The organism is Brachybacterium tyrofermentans (assembly GCF_014897585.1).
In the GTDB taxonomy this organism is placed as follows: Bacteria; Actinomycetota; Actinomycetes; order Actinomycetales; family Dermabacteraceae; genus Brachybacterium; species Brachybacterium tyrofermentans.
Genome location: NZ_JABUXW010000003.1, coordinates 1 through 17,647 on the forward strand (window position 1 = coordinate 1; position 17,647 = coordinate 17,647).

The 17,647-nt window shown below is 70.4% G+C and carries 18 protein-coding genes; 11 read left to right on the forward strand and 7 right to left on the reverse strand.

The window, feature by feature from the left end; genetic code table 11:
* The first annotated feature begins 11 nt into the window (after positions 1–11).
* The 5 genes from INT49_RS02505 to INT49_RS02525 all read left to right on the forward strand — a co-directional run bounded on the left by INT49_RS02505 (position 12) and on the right by INT49_RS02525 (position 4,878).
* Positions 12–398, forward strand: coding sequence for a hypothetical protein (locus INT49_RS02505; RefSeq protein ID WP_319021498.1), 387 nt, complete (start codon positions 12–14; stop codon positions 396–398).
* Between the two features lie 125 nt (positions 399–523).
* Positions 524–1,246, forward strand: coding sequence for a GntR family transcriptional regulator (locus INT49_RS02510; protein ID WP_193116149.1), 723 nt, complete (start codon positions 524–526; stop codon positions 1,244–1,246).
* Positions 1,243–2,760 carry an MmgE/PrpD family protein gene (locus tag INT49_RS02515; protein ID WP_193116150.1) on the forward strand — a complete coding sequence of 506 codons (1,518 nt, stop codon included), beginning with the start codon at positions 1,243–1,245 and terminating at the stop codon, positions 2,758–2,760. Before INT49_RS02510 ends, INT49_RS02515 begins: the two co-directional genes overlap by 4 nt.
* On the forward strand, positions 2,760–3,668 hold the full coding sequence (gene prpB / locus INT49_RS02520; protein ID WP_193116151.1) for a methylisocitrate lyase: 909 nt from the start codon (positions 2,760–2,762) through the stop codon (positions 3,666–3,668). The genes INT49_RS02515 and prpB overlap by 1 nt, the downstream gene beginning before the upstream one ends.
* A gap of 52 nt (positions 3,669–3,720) precedes the next feature.
* A complete protein-coding gene (locus INT49_RS02525) occupies positions 3,721–4,878 on the forward strand; it encodes a bifunctional 2-methylcitrate synthase/citrate synthase (protein ID WP_193116152.1) in 1,158 nt (385 codons plus the stop codon).
* A 167-nt stretch (positions 4,879–5,045) separates the two neighbouring features.
* Here the strand turns inward: INT49_RS02525 and INT49_RS02530 are convergent, their stop codons facing one another.
* Positions 5,046–5,822, reverse strand: coding sequence for a FadR/GntR family transcriptional regulator (locus INT49_RS02530; RefSeq protein ID WP_226849653.1), 777 nt, complete (start codon positions 5,820–5,822; stop codon positions 5,046–5,048).
* A 286-nt stretch (positions 5,823–6,108) separates the two neighbouring features.
* Between INT49_RS02530 and INT49_RS02535 the strand changes: the two genes are divergently transcribed.
* The 4 genes from INT49_RS02535 (at position 6,109) to INT49_RS02550 (ending at position 11,822) form a co-directional block, all read left to right on the forward strand.
* On the forward strand, positions 6,109–7,794 hold the full coding sequence (locus INT49_RS02535) for an L-lactate permease (protein ID WP_193116154.1): 1,686 nt from the start codon (positions 6,109–6,111) through the stop codon (positions 7,792–7,794).
* A gap of 104 nt (positions 7,795–7,898) precedes the next feature.
* Positions 7,899–9,149: an alpha-hydroxy acid oxidase gene (locus INT49_RS02540; protein WP_193116155.1), complete on the forward strand. Its 1,251-nt coding sequence runs from the start codon at positions 7,899–7,901 to the stop codon at positions 9,147–9,149.
* Between the two features lie 125 nt (positions 9,150–9,274).
* Complete coding sequence (gene ilvD / locus INT49_RS02545) at positions 9,275–11,032, forward strand: dihydroxy-acid dehydratase (protein ID WP_226849654.1); 1,758 nt, start codon at positions 9,275–9,277, stop codon at positions 11,030–11,032.
* A gap of 52 nt (positions 11,033–11,084) precedes the next feature.
* A complete protein-coding gene (locus tag INT49_RS02550; RefSeq protein WP_193116156.1) occupies positions 11,085–11,822 on the forward strand; it encodes an alpha/beta fold hydrolase in 738 nt (245 codons plus the stop codon).
* On the opposite strand, the gene INT49_RS02555 is transcribed toward INT49_RS02550, so the two are convergent.
* The 3 genes from INT49_RS02555 to INT49_RS02565 are packed head-to-tail and all read right to left on the reverse strand — an operon-like array spanning position 11,809 to position 13,821.
* Positions 11,809–12,402, reverse strand: coding sequence for an AAA family ATPase (locus tag INT49_RS02555; protein ID WP_319021480.1), 594 nt, complete (start codon positions 12,400–12,402; stop codon positions 11,809–11,811). The genes INT49_RS02550 and INT49_RS02555 overlap by 14 nt on opposite strands.
* 1 nt (position 12,403) lies before the next feature.
* On the reverse strand, positions 12,404–13,180 hold the full coding sequence (locus INT49_RS02560) for a class I SAM-dependent methyltransferase (RefSeq protein ID WP_193116158.1): 777 nt from the start codon (positions 13,178–13,180) through the stop codon (positions 12,404–12,406).
* 32 nt (positions 13,181–13,212) lie between these two features.
* The gene (locus INT49_RS02565; protein ID WP_319021481.1) at positions 13,213–13,821 is read right to left on the reverse strand and encodes a class I SAM-dependent DNA methyltransferase; all 609 of its coding nucleotides are present in this window, start codon (positions 13,819–13,821) and stop codon (positions 13,213–13,215) included.
* 33 nt (positions 13,822–13,854) lie between these two features.
* On the opposite strand from INT49_RS02565, the gene INT49_RS02570 reads away from it, so the two are divergent.
* Positions 13,855–14,616 carry a phosphotransferase gene (locus INT49_RS02570; protein WP_319021482.1) on the forward strand — a complete coding sequence of 254 codons (762 nt, stop codon included), beginning with the start codon at positions 13,855–13,857 and terminating at the stop codon, positions 14,614–14,616.
* 46 nt (positions 14,617–14,662) lie between these two features.
* Here INT49_RS02570 and fmdA read toward each other — a convergent pair whose 3' ends face one another.
* Both fmdA and INT49_RS02580 read right to left on the reverse strand, forming a co-directional pair.
* A complete protein-coding gene (gene fmdA / locus INT49_RS02575) occupies positions 14,663–15,919 on the reverse strand; it encodes a formamidase (protein WP_193116159.1) in 1,257 nt (418 codons plus the stop codon).
* Positions 15,920–15,976: 57 nt separating this feature from the next.
* Entirely contained in the window at positions 15,977–16,264 is a 288-nt protein-coding gene (locus tag INT49_RS02580) for an FmdB family zinc ribbon protein (protein ID WP_193116160.1), read from the reverse strand.
* A 171-nt stretch (positions 16,265–16,435) separates the two neighbouring features.
* Here INT49_RS02580 and INT49_RS02585 point away from each other — a divergent pair, with 171 nt between their 5' ends.
* Positions 16,436–16,768, forward strand: a complete 333-nt coding sequence (locus INT49_RS02585; RefSeq protein ID WP_193116161.1) for a hypothetical protein — start codon at positions 16,436–16,438, stop codon at positions 16,766–16,768.
* Here INT49_RS02585 and INT49_RS02590 read toward each other — a convergent pair.
* Entirely contained in the window at positions 16,755–17,540 is a 786-nt protein-coding gene (locus INT49_RS02590; protein WP_193116162.1) for a TetR/AcrR family transcriptional regulator, read from the reverse strand. The genes INT49_RS02585 and INT49_RS02590 overlap by 14 nt on opposite strands.
* Positions 17,541–17,647 lie beyond the last annotated feature (107 nt).

Genomic DNA, 17,647 nt, shown 5'->3' on the forward strand with positions numbered 1-17,647 from the left:
CACCTTCACCCATCACGACCCACCCCTCGGACACCTCAACGATGAAAGCCCGAGGCGAGTGGGACCTCGGCGACGGGAACACGATCACCACGGACAACCCCGGCAAGCCGTACCCCTCCGAGGTCGTCTCGGGCACGTACAGCACCGAGGGCTGGTTCGACATCACCCTCACCACCACCTTCACCGGTCAGTTCGCCGTCGATGGCGGACCCTGGCAGGACATCGCCGGCAGCATCGAGGTCGCCTCCGAGCCCGTGCCGGTCTACTCCAAGTCCCTCGAATCGCGCCTGGTCGATGGTGACGTCCCGGTCAACAACGGCGAGGACCCCTGGATCCCCGAGCGCACTGCCGACACCGAAGGCATCCAGGACCCTCACGCGACGCACCGCACCATCTGACCCGGCACCGTCACGCGGCAGCGCCACCGGGCACAGCGCCTCGTCTGTATACATATATCCGGTCACCTGCAGCCAGCAAGGCTGAGAGTGAACACGATAATCACCCGTGTGTATACAGTGATCCTATGCGAGCAAGCGACCGGGCCTACCGCACCCTCCGTGAGGACATCCTCCAAGGCACCCTCGAGCCCGGGACCGTGCTGGGCGAGATCGAGCAATCCGCCCGCCTCGGAATCTCCCGCACACCCCTGCGCGAGGCCCTGGGCCGGCTGGTCGCCGATGGCCTGGCCGCCCCCTCCGCAGGGCGCGGAATGGTGGTCACCGCAGCCTCCCTCGCCGACGCGGGAAAGCTGTTCGATCTGCGGATCGCCCTCGAAGTGCTGGCCGTACGCCGTGCCGCCGAGACCGCGGCGGACGACCCTGCGGCGCACGACCGGTTCGCAGACCTCGCAGGCACCTTCGACCGCGCGATCTCCCCCTTGTCACAGGGCGCCGATCCCACCGACTACTACGCGCTGACCCAGGAACTGGATCTCGCCGTGGACTCCAGCTGCGGCAACGCCTATCTCGCGGACTCGCTGCGCGGGGTGCGGGTCCACCTGGCGCGACTCCGCCGGCTCTCCCGTCACTCCCCCGCGCGCCTCGCGGAGACCGCCCGTGAGCACGCCGCGATCGCCCGCGCCATCGCCGACGGCAACCCGGAGCTCGCCGCGGCCGCAACCGTCGTGCACCTGCAGCAGGCGCTCGCCCATCTCCGCACCGACCCCGACAGCACGACACCCCCACCAGACGCCGTCACCGACCCAGGCCGGAGCTATACCGCGCCGTTGAAGGAGACCACCGCATGAGGAACCACGACGTCCGCACCCACCGCTCCGACGAGAACCTGGCCCGACCGGACCAGCTGGCCTGGGCCATGGCCGAGGTCGCCACGGACCCGGTCGAGGTCGAGACCGAGGTGCAGGAGATGATCATCAACCGCGTCATCGACAACGCCTCAGTCGCCGTCGCCTCCCTGAACCGAGCACCCATCGTCTCGGCCCGTTCGCAGGCTCTCAGCCATCCGGTCGCTACCGGCGGCAGCGGCGCGAGCATCGTCGGGATCGCCGAGAAGAGCTCCCCCGAATGGGCGGCGTGGGCCAACGGCGTGGCCGTGCGCGAGCTCGACTACCACGACACCTTCCTGGCCGCGGAGTACTCCCATCCCGGGGACAACATCCCGCCGATCCTCGCCGTCGGCGAGCACGCGGGCGGCTCCGGACATGACCTCGTACGGGCCGTCGCCACCGGCTACGAGCTGCAGGTCGATCTGGTGCGGGCCATCAGCCTGCACGCCCACAAGATCGACCACGTCGCGCACCTGGGCCCGTCGGCCGCCGCCGGGATCGGGACCCTGCTGGGACTGGACACCGAGACGGTGTTCCAGGCCATCGGGCAGGCACTGCATACCACCACTGCCACTCGGCAGTCGCGCAAGGGCGAGATCTCGACCTGGAAGGCCCATGCCCCCGCGTTCGCCGGGAAGATGGCCGTCGAGTCCGTCGACCGCGCGATGCGCGGGCAGACCTCCCCGGTCCCGATCTACGAGGGCGAGGACGGCGTCATCGCGTGGCTGCTGGACGGCCCGGACGCCCGCTACACGGTCCCGCTGCCGGCGCCCGGCGAGGCCAAGCGCGCGATCCTGGACACGTACACCAAGGAGCACTCGGCGGAGTACCAGGCCCAGGCGTGGATCGACCTCGCCCGCCGCCTGCACACCGAGCACCCGGAGGCCGGCGATCCGGAGAAGGTCGACTCGATCCTGATCCGCACCTCCCATCACACGCACTTCGTGATCGGCTCCGGGGCCAACGACCCGCAGAAGTACGAGCCCACCGCCTCCCGCGAGACGCTGGACCATTCGATCCCGTACATCGTCGCCGTCGCCCTGCAGGACGGGACCTGGCATCACGAGCGCTCCTACGCGCCGGAGCGCGCCGGTCGCCGCGACACCGTCGCGCTGTGGCACAAGGTCACCACGCAGGAGGATGCGGAGTGGACCCGGCGCTACCACTCCCTGGACCTGCAGGAGAAGGCCTTCGGCGGCGACGTGCGCATCACTCTCACCGACGGCACCGTCATCGAGGACAGCATCGCTGTGGCGGACGCCCATCCGCTCGGCGCCCGGCCCTTCGCCCGGGCGCAGTACATCGAGAAGTTCCGCTCGCTGGCCGACGGGCTCGTGGACGACGCGGAGATCGACCGCTTCCTGGAGACCGCGGCGAACCTGCCGGACCTCGCCGCCGGAGAGCTCGGACAGCTCAACGTCCGCGCCGCTGCCGGCATCGTCGACCTCGCCACCGGACCCAAGGGACTCTTCTGATGCTGAACTCCACCAGGACCCCCGCACAGAAGCGCCAGGACCTGCGCGCCCTGCTCGAACCGGGAGCGGCCCAGCCCTTCCCCGGGGCCTTCACGCCGCTCTCCGCGAAGCTGATCCAGGAGAAGGGCTTCCCCGGTGCGTACATCTCCGGGGCGGTGATCGCCAACGAGCTCGCCCTGCCCGATATCGGACTGACCACGCTCAGCGAAGTGGCCACCCGCGGCCGACAGATCGCCGCCGCCACCGACCTGCCATGCCTGATCGACGCCGACACCGGCTTCGGCGAACCGATGAACGTGGCCCGCACCATCCAGGAGCTCGAGGATGCGGGCCTGGCCGGCTGCCACATCGAGGACCAGGTCAACCCCAAGCGCTGCGGTCATCTCGACGGCAAGTCCATGGTGGATCTGGAGACTGCGACCCAGCGGATCCGGGCCGCGGCCGACGGACGCCGGGACGACGGATTCCTGGTGATGGCCCGCACCGACCTGCGCGCCACCTCCGGGCTGGACGCCGCGATCGAACGGATGAAGGCCCTGGTCGATGCCGGGGCCGACGCGGTCTTCCCTGAGGCCCTCGCGGACCTCTCGGAGTTCGAGCAGGTCTGCGCCGCCCTGGACGTGCCCGTGCTGGCGAACATGACGGAGTTCGGCAAGTCCGACCTCTTCACACGCGACCAGCTGGCCGAGACGGGCGTGGCGATGGTGATCTACCCGGTCACGCTGCTGCGCGCCGCGATGGGCGCCGCAGAGCGGGTGCTGGAGACGCTCCTTTCGGAGGGTACCCAGGCCTCGCAGGTGGATGAGATGCTCACTCGCGCCAGGCTCTACGAGCTGGTGGACTACGAGGGCTACAACCGCTTCGACGCCTCGGTCTTCGATGTCGAGGTGCCCACCTCCCACCCCTGAGCACGTCCCACCAGTACGCGCCCGACACCGACGTCGACCCCAGGAGCGAGACATGAACGAGACCACCGAGATCCGCAAGGGACTGAACGGAGTCGTCGCCGACGTCACCGCCGTCTCCAAGGTCAACCCGGAGACCAATTCCCTCCTCTACCGGGGATACCCCGTCCCCGAGCTGGCCGCCACACAGTCCTTCGAGGCCGTGGCGCATCTGCTGTGGACCGGGGAGCTCCCCGCCGCCGAGGAGGTCGCCGCAGCGACCCGCCACGAGCGCTCCCATCGCGCCCTGGACCCCGAGGTGAAGGCGGCGATGGACTCGCTGCCCACCACGTGCCATCCGATGGACGCGGTGCGCACCGCGGTCTCCGTGCTCGGGGCGCTGGATCCCACCGCGCAGGACTCCTCGCCGGAGGCCGAGCTGGAGAAGGCGAAGGTGCTGTTCGCGAAGCTGCCGGCGGTGGTCGCTTATGAACAGCGTCGTCGTCGGGCCGGCGGCCCCACGGAGCCGATCCCGCCGCGGGAGGACCTGGACTACTCCCGGAACTTCCTGTGGATGACCTTCGGCGAGGAGCCGGCCGACGAGGTGGCCGACGCCTTCCGGGTCTCGATGGTGCTGTACGCCGAGCACTCCTTCAACGCCTCGACCTTCACCGCCCGGGTGATCACCTCGACCCTGGCCGATCTGCACTCCGCGGTGACCGGCGCGATCGGTGCGCTCAAGGGCCCCCTGCACGGCGGAGCGAACGAGGCCGTGATGCACACCTTCGACGAGATCGGCATCCGGCCCGAGGAGTCCCAGGAAGAGGCCCGCGCCCGGGCGAAGGCCTGGATGGACGATGCCCTCGCGCAGAAGAAGAAGATCATGGGCTTCGGGCACCGCGTCTACAAGCACGGCGACTCACGGGTACCGACCATGAAGGCGTCGATGGATGCGATGATCGCCTACGCCGGGCGTTCCGAGATCCTGGGGCTGTACGACGGGCTGGAGCAGTCCATGGACGAGGCGAAGGCCATCAAGCCGAACCTGGACTATCCGGCCGGCCCCACCTATCACCTGATGGGCTTCGACACGGAGATGTTCACGCCGCTGTTCATCGCCGCCCGCGTGACCGGGTGGACCGCGCACATCATGGAGCAGCGCGCCGCGAACTCCCTGATCCGTCCGCTGTCTGCCTACGACGGACCGGACGAGCGTCAGGTCCCCAGGGTCTGAGCGCGCTGTCCGGTGCCCCGCCCGGCCGCCCGGCGCCTCGTCGTCCGGTCGGGGCGCCGTCGCGTTCGCGGGACGGGCCGGCCGGTGGGCAGCCAGTCGGTGGGCAGCCAGTCAGTCGGCAGCCGGTCAGTGGGCAGCCAGTCGGTGCACAGCCAGTCGATGGACGGTCAGTCGGTGGACAGGTCCGGCAGCATGTCCGAGGCGGCGCGGATGTGGGTGGCGGTCAGCTCCGCCGCCTCGTCGGCCCGGCCGTCCGCGATCGCCCGGAAGATCCCATGATGCTGCTCGCGGAGGGTGCCCGCGATGTCCTCCCACGTCGCGACCTTGGTGAACGCCTCCAGGATCGGGGCGCGCAGGGAGGCGCGGATCGCCCCGGTCATATCGGAGAACAGCGCGTTGCCCCCGGCCCGGGCGATCGCGACGTGGAAGGCGGTGTCGGCGTCGTTGAAGGCCTCCCGGCTCACGTCGGGTGCGTCCATCACCGCCAGCAGCCGCTCGAGCTCGGCCAGGGCGGCTGCGTCGACGCGCTCCGCGGCGAGCGAGGCGCTGGTCCGCTCCAGCAGGATCCTCGCCTCGATGACCTCCTCGAGACGGAAGTTCGACAGGGCGACATGAAGCCGGAGGAACTGCTCCAGGGCCGCGCTGGGCAGCGCGGAGACGAACGTTCCGGCCCCTCGACCGGATCCGACCTCGGAGCGCAGCACCCCGTAGGCCTCGAGCACCCGGATCGCCTCGCGCACCCCCGCCCGGCTCACCCGGAGCCGGGAGGCGAGCTCACGTTCCGGCGGCAGCAGGTCCCCGACCACGAGCGCGCCGGTCATGATCTGGTCCTCGATCGCGTCGATCACCAGCTCGTAGGTGCTGCTGCGGGTGACCGGGGCCCACGCGGCATCCGCGCCGGTGGCACGCCCTCTGTGCGGTCGGACCTCATCGTTGTTCGCCATGTCGACCATTGACCCGTTCTAGCACAGGTGAGGCCGGCAAGCTCTCGGGATCTTGCTCCGCGACGCTCCAGCGCCTAACATTCAACCCATCCATCATGTGGTCAGACCACAGCGCGGTCTGCCACCCCTGTTCCCACCGACGCACGTTCCCATCGCTTCGCGTCCCCGCCGATGCACGCTCCCATAGGCTCGCGTCCCCACCGATCCCCGTTCCCACCGACTCACAAGGCACGACATCGACGGCGATGCTGTGCAGCACCGCGGCTGATGTGTGTCGGAGGTTCCCATGTACACCCCTGACCTCGCACCCCTGGCAGGCAGCTTGACGCTGTCCTCGCTCGTCGCGCTGCTTCCGCTGCTGACCATCTTCCTCACGCTCGGCGTGCTGCGCTGGAAGGCCCACTGGGCCGGCCTGGCCGCGCTCGTCGTCGCGATGCTGGTCGCCGCCGTCGCCTACGGCATGCCGGTGGACCTCGTGGCCCTCTCCGCCACCGAGGGCCTCGCCTTCGGCCTGTTCCCGATCATGTGGATCGTCCTGAACGCGATCTGGCTGTACGAGCTGACCGTGCGCAGCGGTCGCTTCGAGGATCTGCGCCTGGTCATCGACGCGATCTCCGACGATCCGCGCGTGCAGGCGATCATCATCGCGTTCTGCTTCGGCGGCCTGCTCGAGGCGCTCGCGGGCTTCGGCGCCCCCGTCGCGATCACCGGCGTGATGCTGATGGCCGTCGGCTTCACCGCGATGCGCGCCGCGACCGTGGTGCTCCTGGCCAACACGGCCCCGGTGGCCTTCGGCGCGATCGCCATCCCGATCATCACCGCCGGCAACCTCACCGGGATCCCCTACCAGCACATCGGCGCGATCATCGGGCACCAGGCCCCGTTCTTCGCCGCGGTCGTCCCGCTGTTCCTGGTCTTCCTCGTGGATGGGAAGCGCGGCGTGAAGCAGCTGTGGCCGCTCGCCCTCGTGGTCGGGCTCACCTTCGCCATCAGCCAGTTCGTCTCCTCGAACTTCATCTCCGTCGAGCTGACCGACATCATCGCGTCGCTCGCCGGCCTCGCCGCCGCCGTGATCATGCTCCAGTTCTGGACGCCCGAGGGAGGCAAGGACGCCCTGGAGAAGATGCGCGGCGAGCGCGAGACCGAGCAGGCCGGACCGGTGGACACCGGCTCCGCGGGAGGCGCCGTGGCCACCACGGCGCGCACCGACGTCCGTCTCACCCCGGGCCGCGTGCTCATGGCGCTGTTCCCCTACCTGCTGGTGATCGCGATCTTCTCGGCCTCGAAGCTGATCCCGGTGCTGAGCTCCGCCCTCGCGGCCACCGACATCAAGATCCCCTGGCCGGGCCTGGACGGCCAGGTGCTCACCGCCGATGGCGAGCTCGCCGGCAGCACGGTCTACGCCTTCCAGTGGCTCTCCTCCCCCGGCACGCTGCTGCTGATCACCGGCATCATCGTCGCGATCGTCTACCGCCTGTCCCTCCGCGACGCCGCGGACGTCTACCTCACCAACCTCGTCAAGCTCCGCTACTCGATCCTCACGGTCGCCTCGGTCCTCGCCCTGGCCTACGTGATGAACCTGTCCGGGCAGACGATCACCATCGGCACCTGGATCGCCGGCACCGGCGCCGCCTTCGCCTTCCTCTCCCCGATCCTCGGCTGGCTGGGCACCGCGGTCACCGGATCCGACACCAGCGCCAACGCCCTGTTCGCCACGCTGCAGCAGACCGCCGCCGAGAAGGCCGGCCTGGATCCGGCGCTCCTCGTCGCGGCCAACACCTCCGGTGGTGTGGTGGGCAAGATGATCAGCCCCCAGAACCTCACGATCGCGGCCACCGCCGTCGGGCTGCTCGGGCAGGAGTCCGCCATCTTCCGCAAGGTCATCTGGTGGAGCCTTGGGATGCTCGCCGGCCTGTGCCTCCTGGTCGGCCTGCAGTCCACCGTGCTCTCATGGATGATCCCCACGCTCTGACCCGCCACCACCCACTGCCCCGCACTGCCAGCCCCTGCCGGCCCGCTGACAACCCCCTGACATCCACTGCCACCCATCGACCGTCTCTCGTGAAGGAGCACCCCTTGGTCAAGCGCCAGGTCCCCCGTCCCGCCGAGCTCCTCGAGCTCATGAAGTTCAAGAAGCTCGACCTCGATCCGAAGCATCGCCGACTCTCCTCGGCACTGACCATCGACGATCTGCGAAAGGTCGCGAAGCGCCGCACGCCGGCTGCTGCCTTCGACTACACCGACGGTGCCGCCGAGGGCGAGATCTCGATGCAGCGTTCCGTCGAGGCCTTCCAGGACATCGAGTTCCATCCCGCGATCCTCAACGACGTCTCCCACGTGGACACCACCACCCAGATCCTCGGAGGCAGCTCCTCCCAGCCGTTCGGCATCGCCCCGACGGGCTTCACCCGCCTGATGCAGACCGAGGGCGAGACCGCCGGCGCGGGCGCGGCCGGCGCTGCCGGGATCCCGTTCACCCTCTCCACGCTCGGGACCACCTCAATCGAGGACGTCAAGGCCGCGAACCCGATGGGCCGCAACTGGTTCCAGCTCTACGTGATGAGGCAGCGAGAGGTCTCCTACGGGCTCGTCGAGCGTGCAGCCGCCGCCGGCTTCGACACCCTGTTCTTCACGGTCGACACCCCTGTGGGCGGGGCGCGCCTGCGCGACACCCGCAACGGCTTCTCGATCCCGCCGCAGCTGAGCGTCGGCACGGTGCTCGACGCGCTCCCGAGGCCCTGGTGGTGGTGGGACTTCCTCACCACGGCGAAGCTCGAGTTCGCGTCCCTCTCGTCCACCGGCGGCACGGTCGGCGAGCTGATCGACTCCGCGATGGACCCGACGATCAGCTTCGACGATCTCGCGGAGATCCGCGCGATGTGGCCGGGCAAGCTGGCCGTCAAGGGCGTCCAGACCCTCGAGGACGCGAAGCGGCTCGCCGACCTCGGGGTCGATGCGATCGTGCTGTCCAACCACGGCGGTCGCCAGCTGGACCGCGCTCCGGTGCCCTTCCATCTGCTGCCCCAGGTGGCCCGCGAGGTGGGCAGCGACCTCGAGATCATCCTGGACACGGGTATCCGCAGCGGCGCCGACATCGTCGCCGCGATCGCACTGGGAGCCGACTTCACCCTGATCGGCCGCGCCTATCTCTACGGCCTGATGGCCGGAGGCCGCGAGGGCGTGGACCGCACCATCGAGATCCTCTCCGACGAGGTGGAGCGGACGATGAAGCTGCTGCAGGTCCCGACCCTGAAGGACCTCACGCCGGAGCACGTCACCCAGCTGAGCCGCTACACGCGGATCGGGGAGGGCGCGCGGATCCGCTGAACCGGCGCCCGCCCCGGGCATTCCCCGGTCCGGGCCTGCACCTGCAGGATCGCCCTGCCCCTCGGCCCATGCCCGCCGAGGGGCAGCCCCTTCCCCGCCACGAGGACCCGGCATAGAGTCGGGCCATGAACGCCGACGACGCCCTCAGCACCGCAGAGACCCCTCTCCCCGACGCCGACGCCACGTTCTCCGCCCCGGACATCAAACCCCGCAGCCGCACCGTCACCGACGGGCTCGGCGCCACGGTGTCCCGCGGGATGCTCCGCGCGGTGGGGATGGGCGATGCGGACTGGGACAAGCCCCAGATCGGGATCGCGAGCTCGTGGAACGAGATCACCCCCTGCAACCTGTCGCTGGACCGGCTGGCCCAGGCGGCGAAGGACGGTGTGCACTCCGGCGGCGGCTATCCCCTGCAGTTCGGCACCATCTCCGTCTCCGACGGCATCTCCATGGGGCACGACGGGATGCACTACTCGTTGGTGTCCCGCGATCTCATCGCCGACAGCGTCGAGACGGTGATGAGCGCCGAGCGCCTCGACGGCTCCGTGCTGCTGGCCGGATGCGACAAGTCCCTGCCCGGCATGCTGATGGCCGCCGCGCGCTTGGACCTGGCCAGCGTGTTCGTCTATGCGGGCACGATCATGCCCGGCCGCGTCACCTTCGAGAGCGGCGAGGAGAAGGACGTCACCATCATCGACGGCTTCGAGGCGGTCGGCGCGTGTGCCCGCGGGTTGATGAGCCGCGAGGACGTGGGCCGCATCGAGCGCTCGATCTGCCCGGGCGAGGGTGCCTGCGGTGGTTTCTACACGGCCAACACCATGTCCACGGCCGCCGAGGCGATCGGGATGTCGATCCCTGGCTCCGCGACTCCCCCGTCGGCCGATCGCCGCCGCGATGCCGACTCCCGCCGCGCGGGCGAGGCCGTGGTGGAGATGCTCCGGCAGGGCATCACCAGCCACGACATCATGACCAAGCCCGCGTTCGAGAACGCGATCGCGGTGGTCCAGGCCTTCGGCGGCTCCACCAACGCGGTGCTGCACCTGCTGGCGATCGCCCATGAGGCGGATGTGGATCTCACCCTCGCGGACTTCGCCCGCATCGGCGCGAAGGTCCCCCATCTCGCCGATCTGAAGCCCTACGGCCGCTACGTGATGAGCGATGTCGACCATGTGGGCGGGATCCAGGTGGTCATGAAGACTCTGCTGGACGAGGGCCTGCTGGACGGCGACTGCCTCACCGTCACCGGTCGGACGATCGCGGAGAACCTCGAGGTCCTCGCCCCCCGCCCGGCCGATGGGAAGGTGCTGCGGCCGGCCTCGGCGCCGATCGCACCCACCGGCGGGATCACGATCCTGCACGGCTCGCTCGCCCCCGAGGGGGCGGTCGTGAAGTCCGCCGGCTTCGAGGAGGACGTCTTCGAGGGCACCGCCCGCGTGTTCGAGCGCGAGCAGCATGCGCTGGACGCCCTGAACGACGGGACCATCACCCACGGTGACGTGGTGGTGATCCGTTACGAGGGCCCCAAGGGCGGGCCGGGCATGCGCGAGATGCTCGCGATCACCGGGGCGATCAAGGGGGCGGGCCTGGGGAAGGACGTGCTGCTGATGACCGACGGCCGCTTCTCCGGCGGCACCACCGGGCTGTGCGTGGGCCACATCGCCCCCGAGGCCGTGGATGCCGGCCCGATCGCTTTCGTGCGCGACGGCGACCGCATCCGGCTCGACGTGAGCTCCGGCGCGCTGGACCTGCTGGTCGACGAGGCCGAGCTCGAGACCCGTCGCGAGGGCTGGGAGCTCCTGCCCCCGAAGTTCACCAAGGGCGTGCTGGGCAAGTACGTGAAGCTCGTGCAGTCCGCCTCCACCGGCGCGATCCTCGGCGACTGAGGGCTCCACGATGAGGACTCCGACATGAGGACTCCGACATGAGCCGACGGCCATGACCGCGAGCACCACCACATCCACATTCGTGCTGATCCACGGGGCGGCCGACGTCGGCTGGTCCTGGCACCTCGTGGCCGAGGAGCTGCGCGCGCACGGCCACGAGGTCATCACGCCGGACCTGCCCTGCGACGATGAGAGCGCCGGGCTGCCGGAGTTCGCCGATGCCGTGGAGAAGGCTGTCGGCGCGTCGACCGGCGATGTGCTGGCCCGCGATGTGTCGCCCGGCGCCCGCCGCGACCTCGTCGTCGTGGGGCACTCCTTCGGAGGCTTCACCGCACCGCTGATCGCGGACCGACTGCCGGTCACCGAACTCATCTACGTGGCCGCGATGATCCCGTCCCCCGGCGAGCGCCCCGCCGGCTGGTGGGCGCACACGGGCTACGAGGCCGCCGTCGCGGAGCAGGCCGCCCTCGACGGCGGACTGACCGGGAACGAAGACCCTTATGTCAGCTTCCTGGGCGGGGTGCCCGAGGAGCTCGCGCAGGAGGCGATGCGCCGGTCCCGCGGGCAGGCCGACGCATCCTCCGCCGCGCCCTGGCCGCTCGCCGCGCATCCGCAGGTGCCGACCCGCGCCCTCGTGGCCCGGGACGACCGCTTCTTCCCTGCCGACTTCCTGCGCCGCGTGACCCGCGAGCGGCTGGGGATCGAGGCCGAGGAGATCCCGGGCTGCCATTGCGCCATGCTCAGCCATCCCCGGCAGCTGGCCGCTGCGCTGGAGCTCAGCCTGCGCTGAGCAGGGCGATAAGAGCCGCGAGCACGTCGTCGCGACTCCGCCGCCCGTCGATGCGTCGCGTCGCGGGACGTTGAGCGAGCACCACCTCGATGGACCGCACGAGTTCCGGGGCGTCGGCCGGCCCGACGAAGCGGTCGTTCGCCGCCTGCTCGGGACGGTCCGGCGCCGCCCGTCGGCCCGCGAGCCGCTGCGCGAGGGTCTCCTCGTCGACCACGAGCGCCGCCTCCACGAACCGCGCACCACAGTCCGTGGCGAGCTGCTCGAGCTCCTCGAGGAACGTAGTGCGCGCGAGGTACTGCCCGATGATCACGTCATGCCTGTCGGCGAGGTGCTGCCGGATCAGTGCGACCGCGAGCCGTCGGGCCTGCAACCCGGAGGCCTGGAGATCCTGGTCCCACGCGCCGAGGGAATGCTTGAGCGTGTCGATGTCCAGGGCGAGGGCCAGCGGGCGCTGGGCCGCGAGCAGCGCGGCGAGGGTCGACTTCCCGCTGCCGGGGGCACCGTTGAGCAGCACCAGGGCCGGTGCCGGTGCCGGTGCCGGTGCCGGTGCCGGTGCCGGTGCCGGAGAATCCTGAGTCACCTCACGCCTCCGAGACCACGAGCACGAGCGACCCCTCGTACTGCGGAAGGGTGCGCAGCTCGCCGTGCTTCGCATCCCAGGTGCCCTCGAGGAGGTCCACGGTGAGCTGCTGAGTGAAGCGGGCGATGACCGCAGGCTCCACGAAGCTCCACGCCGAGCAGGCGAGCTGCGCCTCCACGTCGAGCAGACGCTCCGGGCGGCCGTAGTAGGCCTCGGTGAACCCGTCGGTGCAGGCCTGAGGGATCGCCATCACATTGCTCGAGACCTTTCCGCCGAGCCCCTCGGCGAGTGCCTCCAGCGAAGGATAGCGACGCGCCTCGACAGCGAGCACCTCGGGGGCGTACTCGCGCACCCAGAACGTCTCGACCAGGGTCGGATCGCAGGTCAGGATCACGACGGGGCCACGGGTCACGCGACGCATCTCGCGCAGTCCCGCGCTGACGTCCGGCCATTGGTGGACGCTGAACGTGGCCATCGAGGCATCGAAGGAGTCGTCGGCGAAGGGCAGCTGTTCGGCGGTGGCGTCCACTGCGGAGGGCAGGTCTGCGGGGCGCTGCGCGCGCATCGCCGCCGAGGGCTCCACCGCGGTCACCTCACGGCCAACCGGCTCATAGGACCCCGCTCCCGCGCCGACGTTGAGCACCGTGCGCGCCTCCCCGAGCGCCTCTGTGATCACCGCGCCGATCCGCGGGTCGGGCCGACGGTACCTGGAGTACGAGGAGCCGATCTCCCCGTAGTCCGCGTCGCCTGCGCTGCCGTCCCCCGCTCGTGTGTCCATACCGCTCACAGTAGCCATCGGGACCCGCGCAGTCAGCGGCGCTCGGCGATGAGCGCGGCGTGGGGGCGGGCGCCGGGGTCCTCGCGGCGCTCGCGGGAGACGACGTCGAAGCCTGCGTCCTCGAGCAGCTGCGCCATCGTCTCCGCCGGCCAGAACCACGCCGGGGCCACCGCATGCGCGAACGATTCCTGACGGCGGCCGTCGAAGAAGCCCAGCAGCAGCGATCCCGCAGGCTGCAGCGCTGCGCGGAGCTGCGCGAGGACGTCCGGGAGCTCTCTCGGCTCGAGATGGATCAGCGAGTACCAGGCGAGGATCCCGCCCCACGATCCTGCGTGCGCGGTGCGCAGGGACCCGCCCGCCAGCTCCGCGAAGGACCCGACGTCGTACCCGACCCCAGGATGGTTGCGGCGTGCGATCTCGACGAACTCCGGGACCGGATCGATCCCCCGGGCCTCGTGACCGAGGGCGGCCAGGTGCGCGGTCCAGTGCCCGGGCCCGCAACCGGCATCGAGGATCGGCCCCTCGACGGCCAACGCCCAGGACTCGATGCACTGCCTGTCCTGCGGTGCCATCGCGTCGATCGTGCCGAGCAGGTCGGCGTACTCCTGGGCGCGGGCACCGTAGGCCTCGGTCGTGGTCACCCCGGAAGAGTACGGGGCAGATACCGTAGCGAGGTGACCAGCGACGAGGAGCTCCCGCTCGACGGCGGCAATGCGACCGAGGGCGTGGTGCGCGTCGGCGACACCGTGCGCAAGCCCTGGGAGCCGACCACTCCCGCCGTCCACGAGCTGATGCGCACCGTCGCGGCGGCGGGGATCGACGTGCCCGAGCCGCGGGGTCGCGACGATCGCGGGCGACAGATCCAGGAGTTCGTGCCCGGATCTCTCGCCCTGCACTCCCCTCCGCTCACGCTCGCCGGGCTGGCCCGCGTCGGCGCACTGATCCGCGCGATCCACGATGCCTGCGAGGGGTTCGCGCCGTCGGCCCCCGCCCCCTGGGAGCCGCTGCTCCCCGTGCGCGGTGGAGCGACGGATCTGGTGTGCCACGGGGACCTCACCCCGTGGAACCTGATCCTCGGCGAGCGCTGGGTGTTCATCGACTGGGACGGGGCGGCGCCGAGCACTCGACTCTGGGATCTCGCGTACTCGGCACAGGCCTTCACCCTCAACGACGCCTCCGCCGATCCCGAGGATTCTGCCGTGCGCCTCGCGGCCCTCGTGGACGGCTATGGAGCGGGCGAGGAGCTGCGTGCCGCCCTCCCCCGCGCGATGGCGGGGCGCACCGAGGCGATGTTCGAGCTGCTGCGGAGCTCGAACATCGCCGGTCGCGAGCCTTGGGGATCGATGTTCACCGAGGGCCACGGCGAGCACTGGCGCCGGGCCGCGGACCATGTCGCCGAGCATCAGGACCGCTGGGCTCGCGCCCTGAACGGCTGAGACCGACGGGCCCTGCGGCGCTCAGCACCGCAGGGCCCGTCGGCCCTCAGCCCACGCTCGCCCGCGGCGCCCCGATCCCCGGATCGATCTGCGGCACCTCGCCCGCTCCGGGCCGGATGTCGATGTCGAAGATGTCCAGCGGCAGGTACACCGTGGCGCACGCGTTGGGGATGTCGACGACCCCGGAGAACCGGCCCTCGATGGGTGCGGCGCCCAGCAGCAGATAGGCCTGCTCCTTCGACCAGCCGAACATGGACAGGTAGTCGATCGCGTGCAGGCAGGCCCGCTGGTAGGCGAGGTGCGAGTCGAGGTAGCGCTGCTCACCGTCGAGTGTGACCGAGGTGCCCGAGAAGGAGAGCCACTGGCTGTGCTGCGGTGCCGTGTTGCCGGGCATGAAGATCGCGTTCTCGGAGACGTTGTACTTCTCCATGCCTCCCTTGATGACGTCGACATGGAGGTCGAGGAAGCCGCCCATCTCGATGCCGCCGCAGAAGGTGATCTCGCCGTCGCCCTGGCTGAAGTGCAGGTCGCCCACGGAGAAGTTCGCGCCGTCCACGAACACCGGGTAGAAGATCCTGGTGCCCTTGGTGAGGTTCTTGATGTCCTGGTTGCCGCCGTTCTCGCGCGGCGGGGCGGTGCGGGCGCCCTCCCCGGCGACCCGGTCGTGGTCCCCCTCGCTCACGCCGCCGAGGATCGCGCCGTTCGGCTCGGGCGGCAGGGCGAGAGCGGGGACGCGGTCCGGCTCGGTGGCGATCAGTGCGCCCTCGCGCGTGTTCCAGGTCTTCAGCAGCTCCGGGGAGGGCGCGGTGCCCATGAGCCCGGGATGGATCATGCCGGTGAACTCGACCCCGGGGACGTGGCGGGAGGTCGTGCGGTCGCCGCGGAAGTCCCACACCGCCTTGTACGCATCGGGGAACTCGTCGGTGAGGAAGCTGCCGCCGTTGCGCTTGGCGAAGATGCCCGTGTAGCCCCAGCCCTGACCGGCCAGAAGCCCGGAGTCCTCCTGCGGGATCGGGCCGACGTCGAGGATGTCCACCACGAGCAGGTCGCCGGGCTTGGCGCCCTCGATGCGGAACGGGCCGGAGAGGGTGTGGACCGTGTGCAGCGGGGCCGAGGCGATGTCCTCGGCGGAGTCGTCGTTCTTGATGTAGCCGTCGAACCATTCGCGGCAGTCCACGCGGAAGGTGTCCCCGGGGCGCACGCTCACCGCGGGTGGGATGTCGGGGTGCCAGCGGTTGTGTCCCAGGATCTTCTGGTCGGTGAAGGGCTTGGTGGAATCCAGCGGGAAGACGTTCTCGGGCATGATCTCTCCTTCCACAGCGATGGGCCGCGGGCCGGCGCCATCAGGTCCAGGGGCGCCTCAGGGGCGCGGCAGCCGCGCGTGGCGCGGATCGTGCGTGGTGCGGGCGGGGCGCGGGGCTCCGCGGCCGGGCACCTGGTCGACGACCGTGGGCGCGTGCGCACTCGACTCGGTGCGGTCGATGAGCTGGGCTCGCGCGGAGCCGAGGTGGCCGAGCGCCGGTGAGCTGATCAGGCGGGTCGCCGCGCCGCCGCACTCGGGACATGGTGCGCTGCGGTCCGCCGCTGTCATCGAGAGCAGGAGTTCATGCAGGTGGGAGTTCTCGCAGCGGAATTCGTAGAGGGGCACGACGACCTCCATGTGATGCAGTTCATAGATGATGCCCACCGTAGCCCGTCCGGGTCAGCGCCGGGCGAGAATCACCCACCAGCAGGATCCCGGCACGAGCAGGATCCGGTCACGAGCAGGATCCGGACGCCGGCCCGGTCATCTGTCGGACCCCCTGCGTAGGTTCGCACCATGACCATCACAGGACCGGTCCTCGCACACCCCTCGACGGGCGGCACCGCTCGGCACGAGCGGGAGCAGATCCGTGCTCTTCTGCTGGAGCGACGCCCGGAGCTCACCCAGTACCTGCAGGTCGGCCCGAGCGGCGCTCTGCTCCTGCCGATGGCGGCTGGCCGCGGGATCGAGATCGGTCGGATGCGCCGACGCGGGCGGGCCCGCTGGGTGGTCGTGGTGCCGGAGGCCGACGGGGCACGGCTGCGCGAGCCCGCATCCGTGGTGGCCGCGGCGCGCATCGCCCTGGCTGCGTGGGATCAGGAACGGGGAGGGCGACTCAGCGACCGGTGACGAGGTCCGCCAGCAGCTCCACCTGGCTCGCGAGGAGCTGCTCCCCCACGGCGGCGGCATCGGCCCCCAGCTGGCGGAACACATGGGCGCTGATGATCCCGACCAGGCCGCTCCACGCGGTCACGGCCCGCACGCCGACCTCGGCGTCGGCCTGGACCCCGAACTCGACGAGGTGGGCCTCCAGCAGAGTCTGCACCTCGGGATCGACGTGCATCTCATGGCGCTCGCCCGCGGCGGGCGCTCCTCCCGCATCGGCTGCGATCGCGAGCATGCGCGCCATGACCCGGGTGCCATCGGCGTTGGTGCTCTCCGCCGGGGCGTCGTATCCGCTCACCGGCGTGCCGTACAGCAGGGTCCAGCGCTCGGGGTGCACGACCGCCCAGCGGACCATCGCGGTGGCCAGCGCCCGGAAGCGTGCCCGCGGGTCTGCGCCGGCTCCCGTCCCGGAACCTGCGTCCACCTCGGAACCTGCATCCACCTCGGCGAGCGCGTCATCGACGGCGTCGGCGAGATCTGCGTAGGCGTCGACGATCAGCAGCGTGAGCAGCTCGTCGCGGCTGCACACGTAGCGATACACCGCGGAGGAGACCATGCCGAGGCCGCGCGCGATCTCGCGCACGCTGAGCTCCCCCGCCCCGCACTCGGCGAGCTGGGCGTTCCCGAGCTCGACGATGCGCGCCATCGTGCGCTCCCGCGCCAGGGCTCGTGGTGTGGCCGGCGTGCTCGAGAGAGTCCCGTCAGCAGTCGCGTCAGCAATCCCGTCAGCAGTCATGGCGACATCCTGCCACACTCCGAGAGCACTGCTCTTGACTCGCAACCGAGAGCGGTGTTCACTGTTCTCGACAGCACCGAGAGCAGTGCTCACATTTGAGGAGTTAC

Bases quoted from the DNA above. Each gene is read 5' to 3' on its own strand.
- INT49_RS02510 (WP_193116149.1), top strand. From the start codon at position 524: ATGCGAGCAAGCGACCGGGCCTACCGCACCCTCCGTGAGGACATCCTC.
- INT49_RS02515 (WP_193116150.1), top strand. From the start codon at position 1,243: ATGAGGAACCACGACGTCCGCACCCACCGCTCCGACGAGAACCTGGCC.
- prpB (WP_193116151.1), top strand. From the start codon at position 2,760: ATGCTGAACTCCACCAGGACCCCCGCACAGAAGCGCCAGGACCTGCGC.
- INT49_RS02525 (WP_193116152.1), top strand. From the start codon at position 3,721: ATGAACGAGACCACCGAGATCCGCAAGGGACTGAACGGAGTCGTCGCC.
- INT49_RS02530 (WP_226849653.1), bottom strand. From the start codon at position 5,822: ATGGCGAACAACGATGAGGTCCGACCGCACAGAGGGCGTGCCACCGGC.
- INT49_RS02535 (WP_193116154.1), top strand. From the start codon at position 6,109: ATGTACACCCCTGACCTCGCACCCCTGGCAGGCAGCTTGACGCTGTCC.
- ilvD (WP_226849654.1), top strand. From the start codon at position 9,275: ATGAACGCCGACGACGCCCTCAGCACCGCAGAGACCCCTCTCCCCGAC.
- INT49_RS02550 (WP_193116156.1), top strand. From the start codon at position 11,085: ATGACCGCGAGCACCACCACATCCACATTCGTGCTGATCCACGGGGCG.
- INT49_RS02560 (WP_193116158.1), bottom strand. From the start codon at position 13,180: ATGGACACACGAGCGGGGGACGGCAGCGCAGGCGACGCGGACTACGGG.
- fmdA (WP_193116159.1), bottom strand. From the start codon at position 15,919: ATGCCCGAGAACGTCTTCCCGCTGGATTCCACCAAGCCCTTCACCGAC.
- INT49_RS02585 (WP_193116161.1), top strand. From the start codon at position 16,436: ATGACCATCACAGGACCGGTCCTCGCACACCCCTCGACGGGCGGCACC.
- INT49_RS02590 (WP_193116162.1), bottom strand. From the start codon at position 17,540: ATGACTGCTGACGGGATTGCTGACGCGACTGCTGACGGGACTCTCTCG.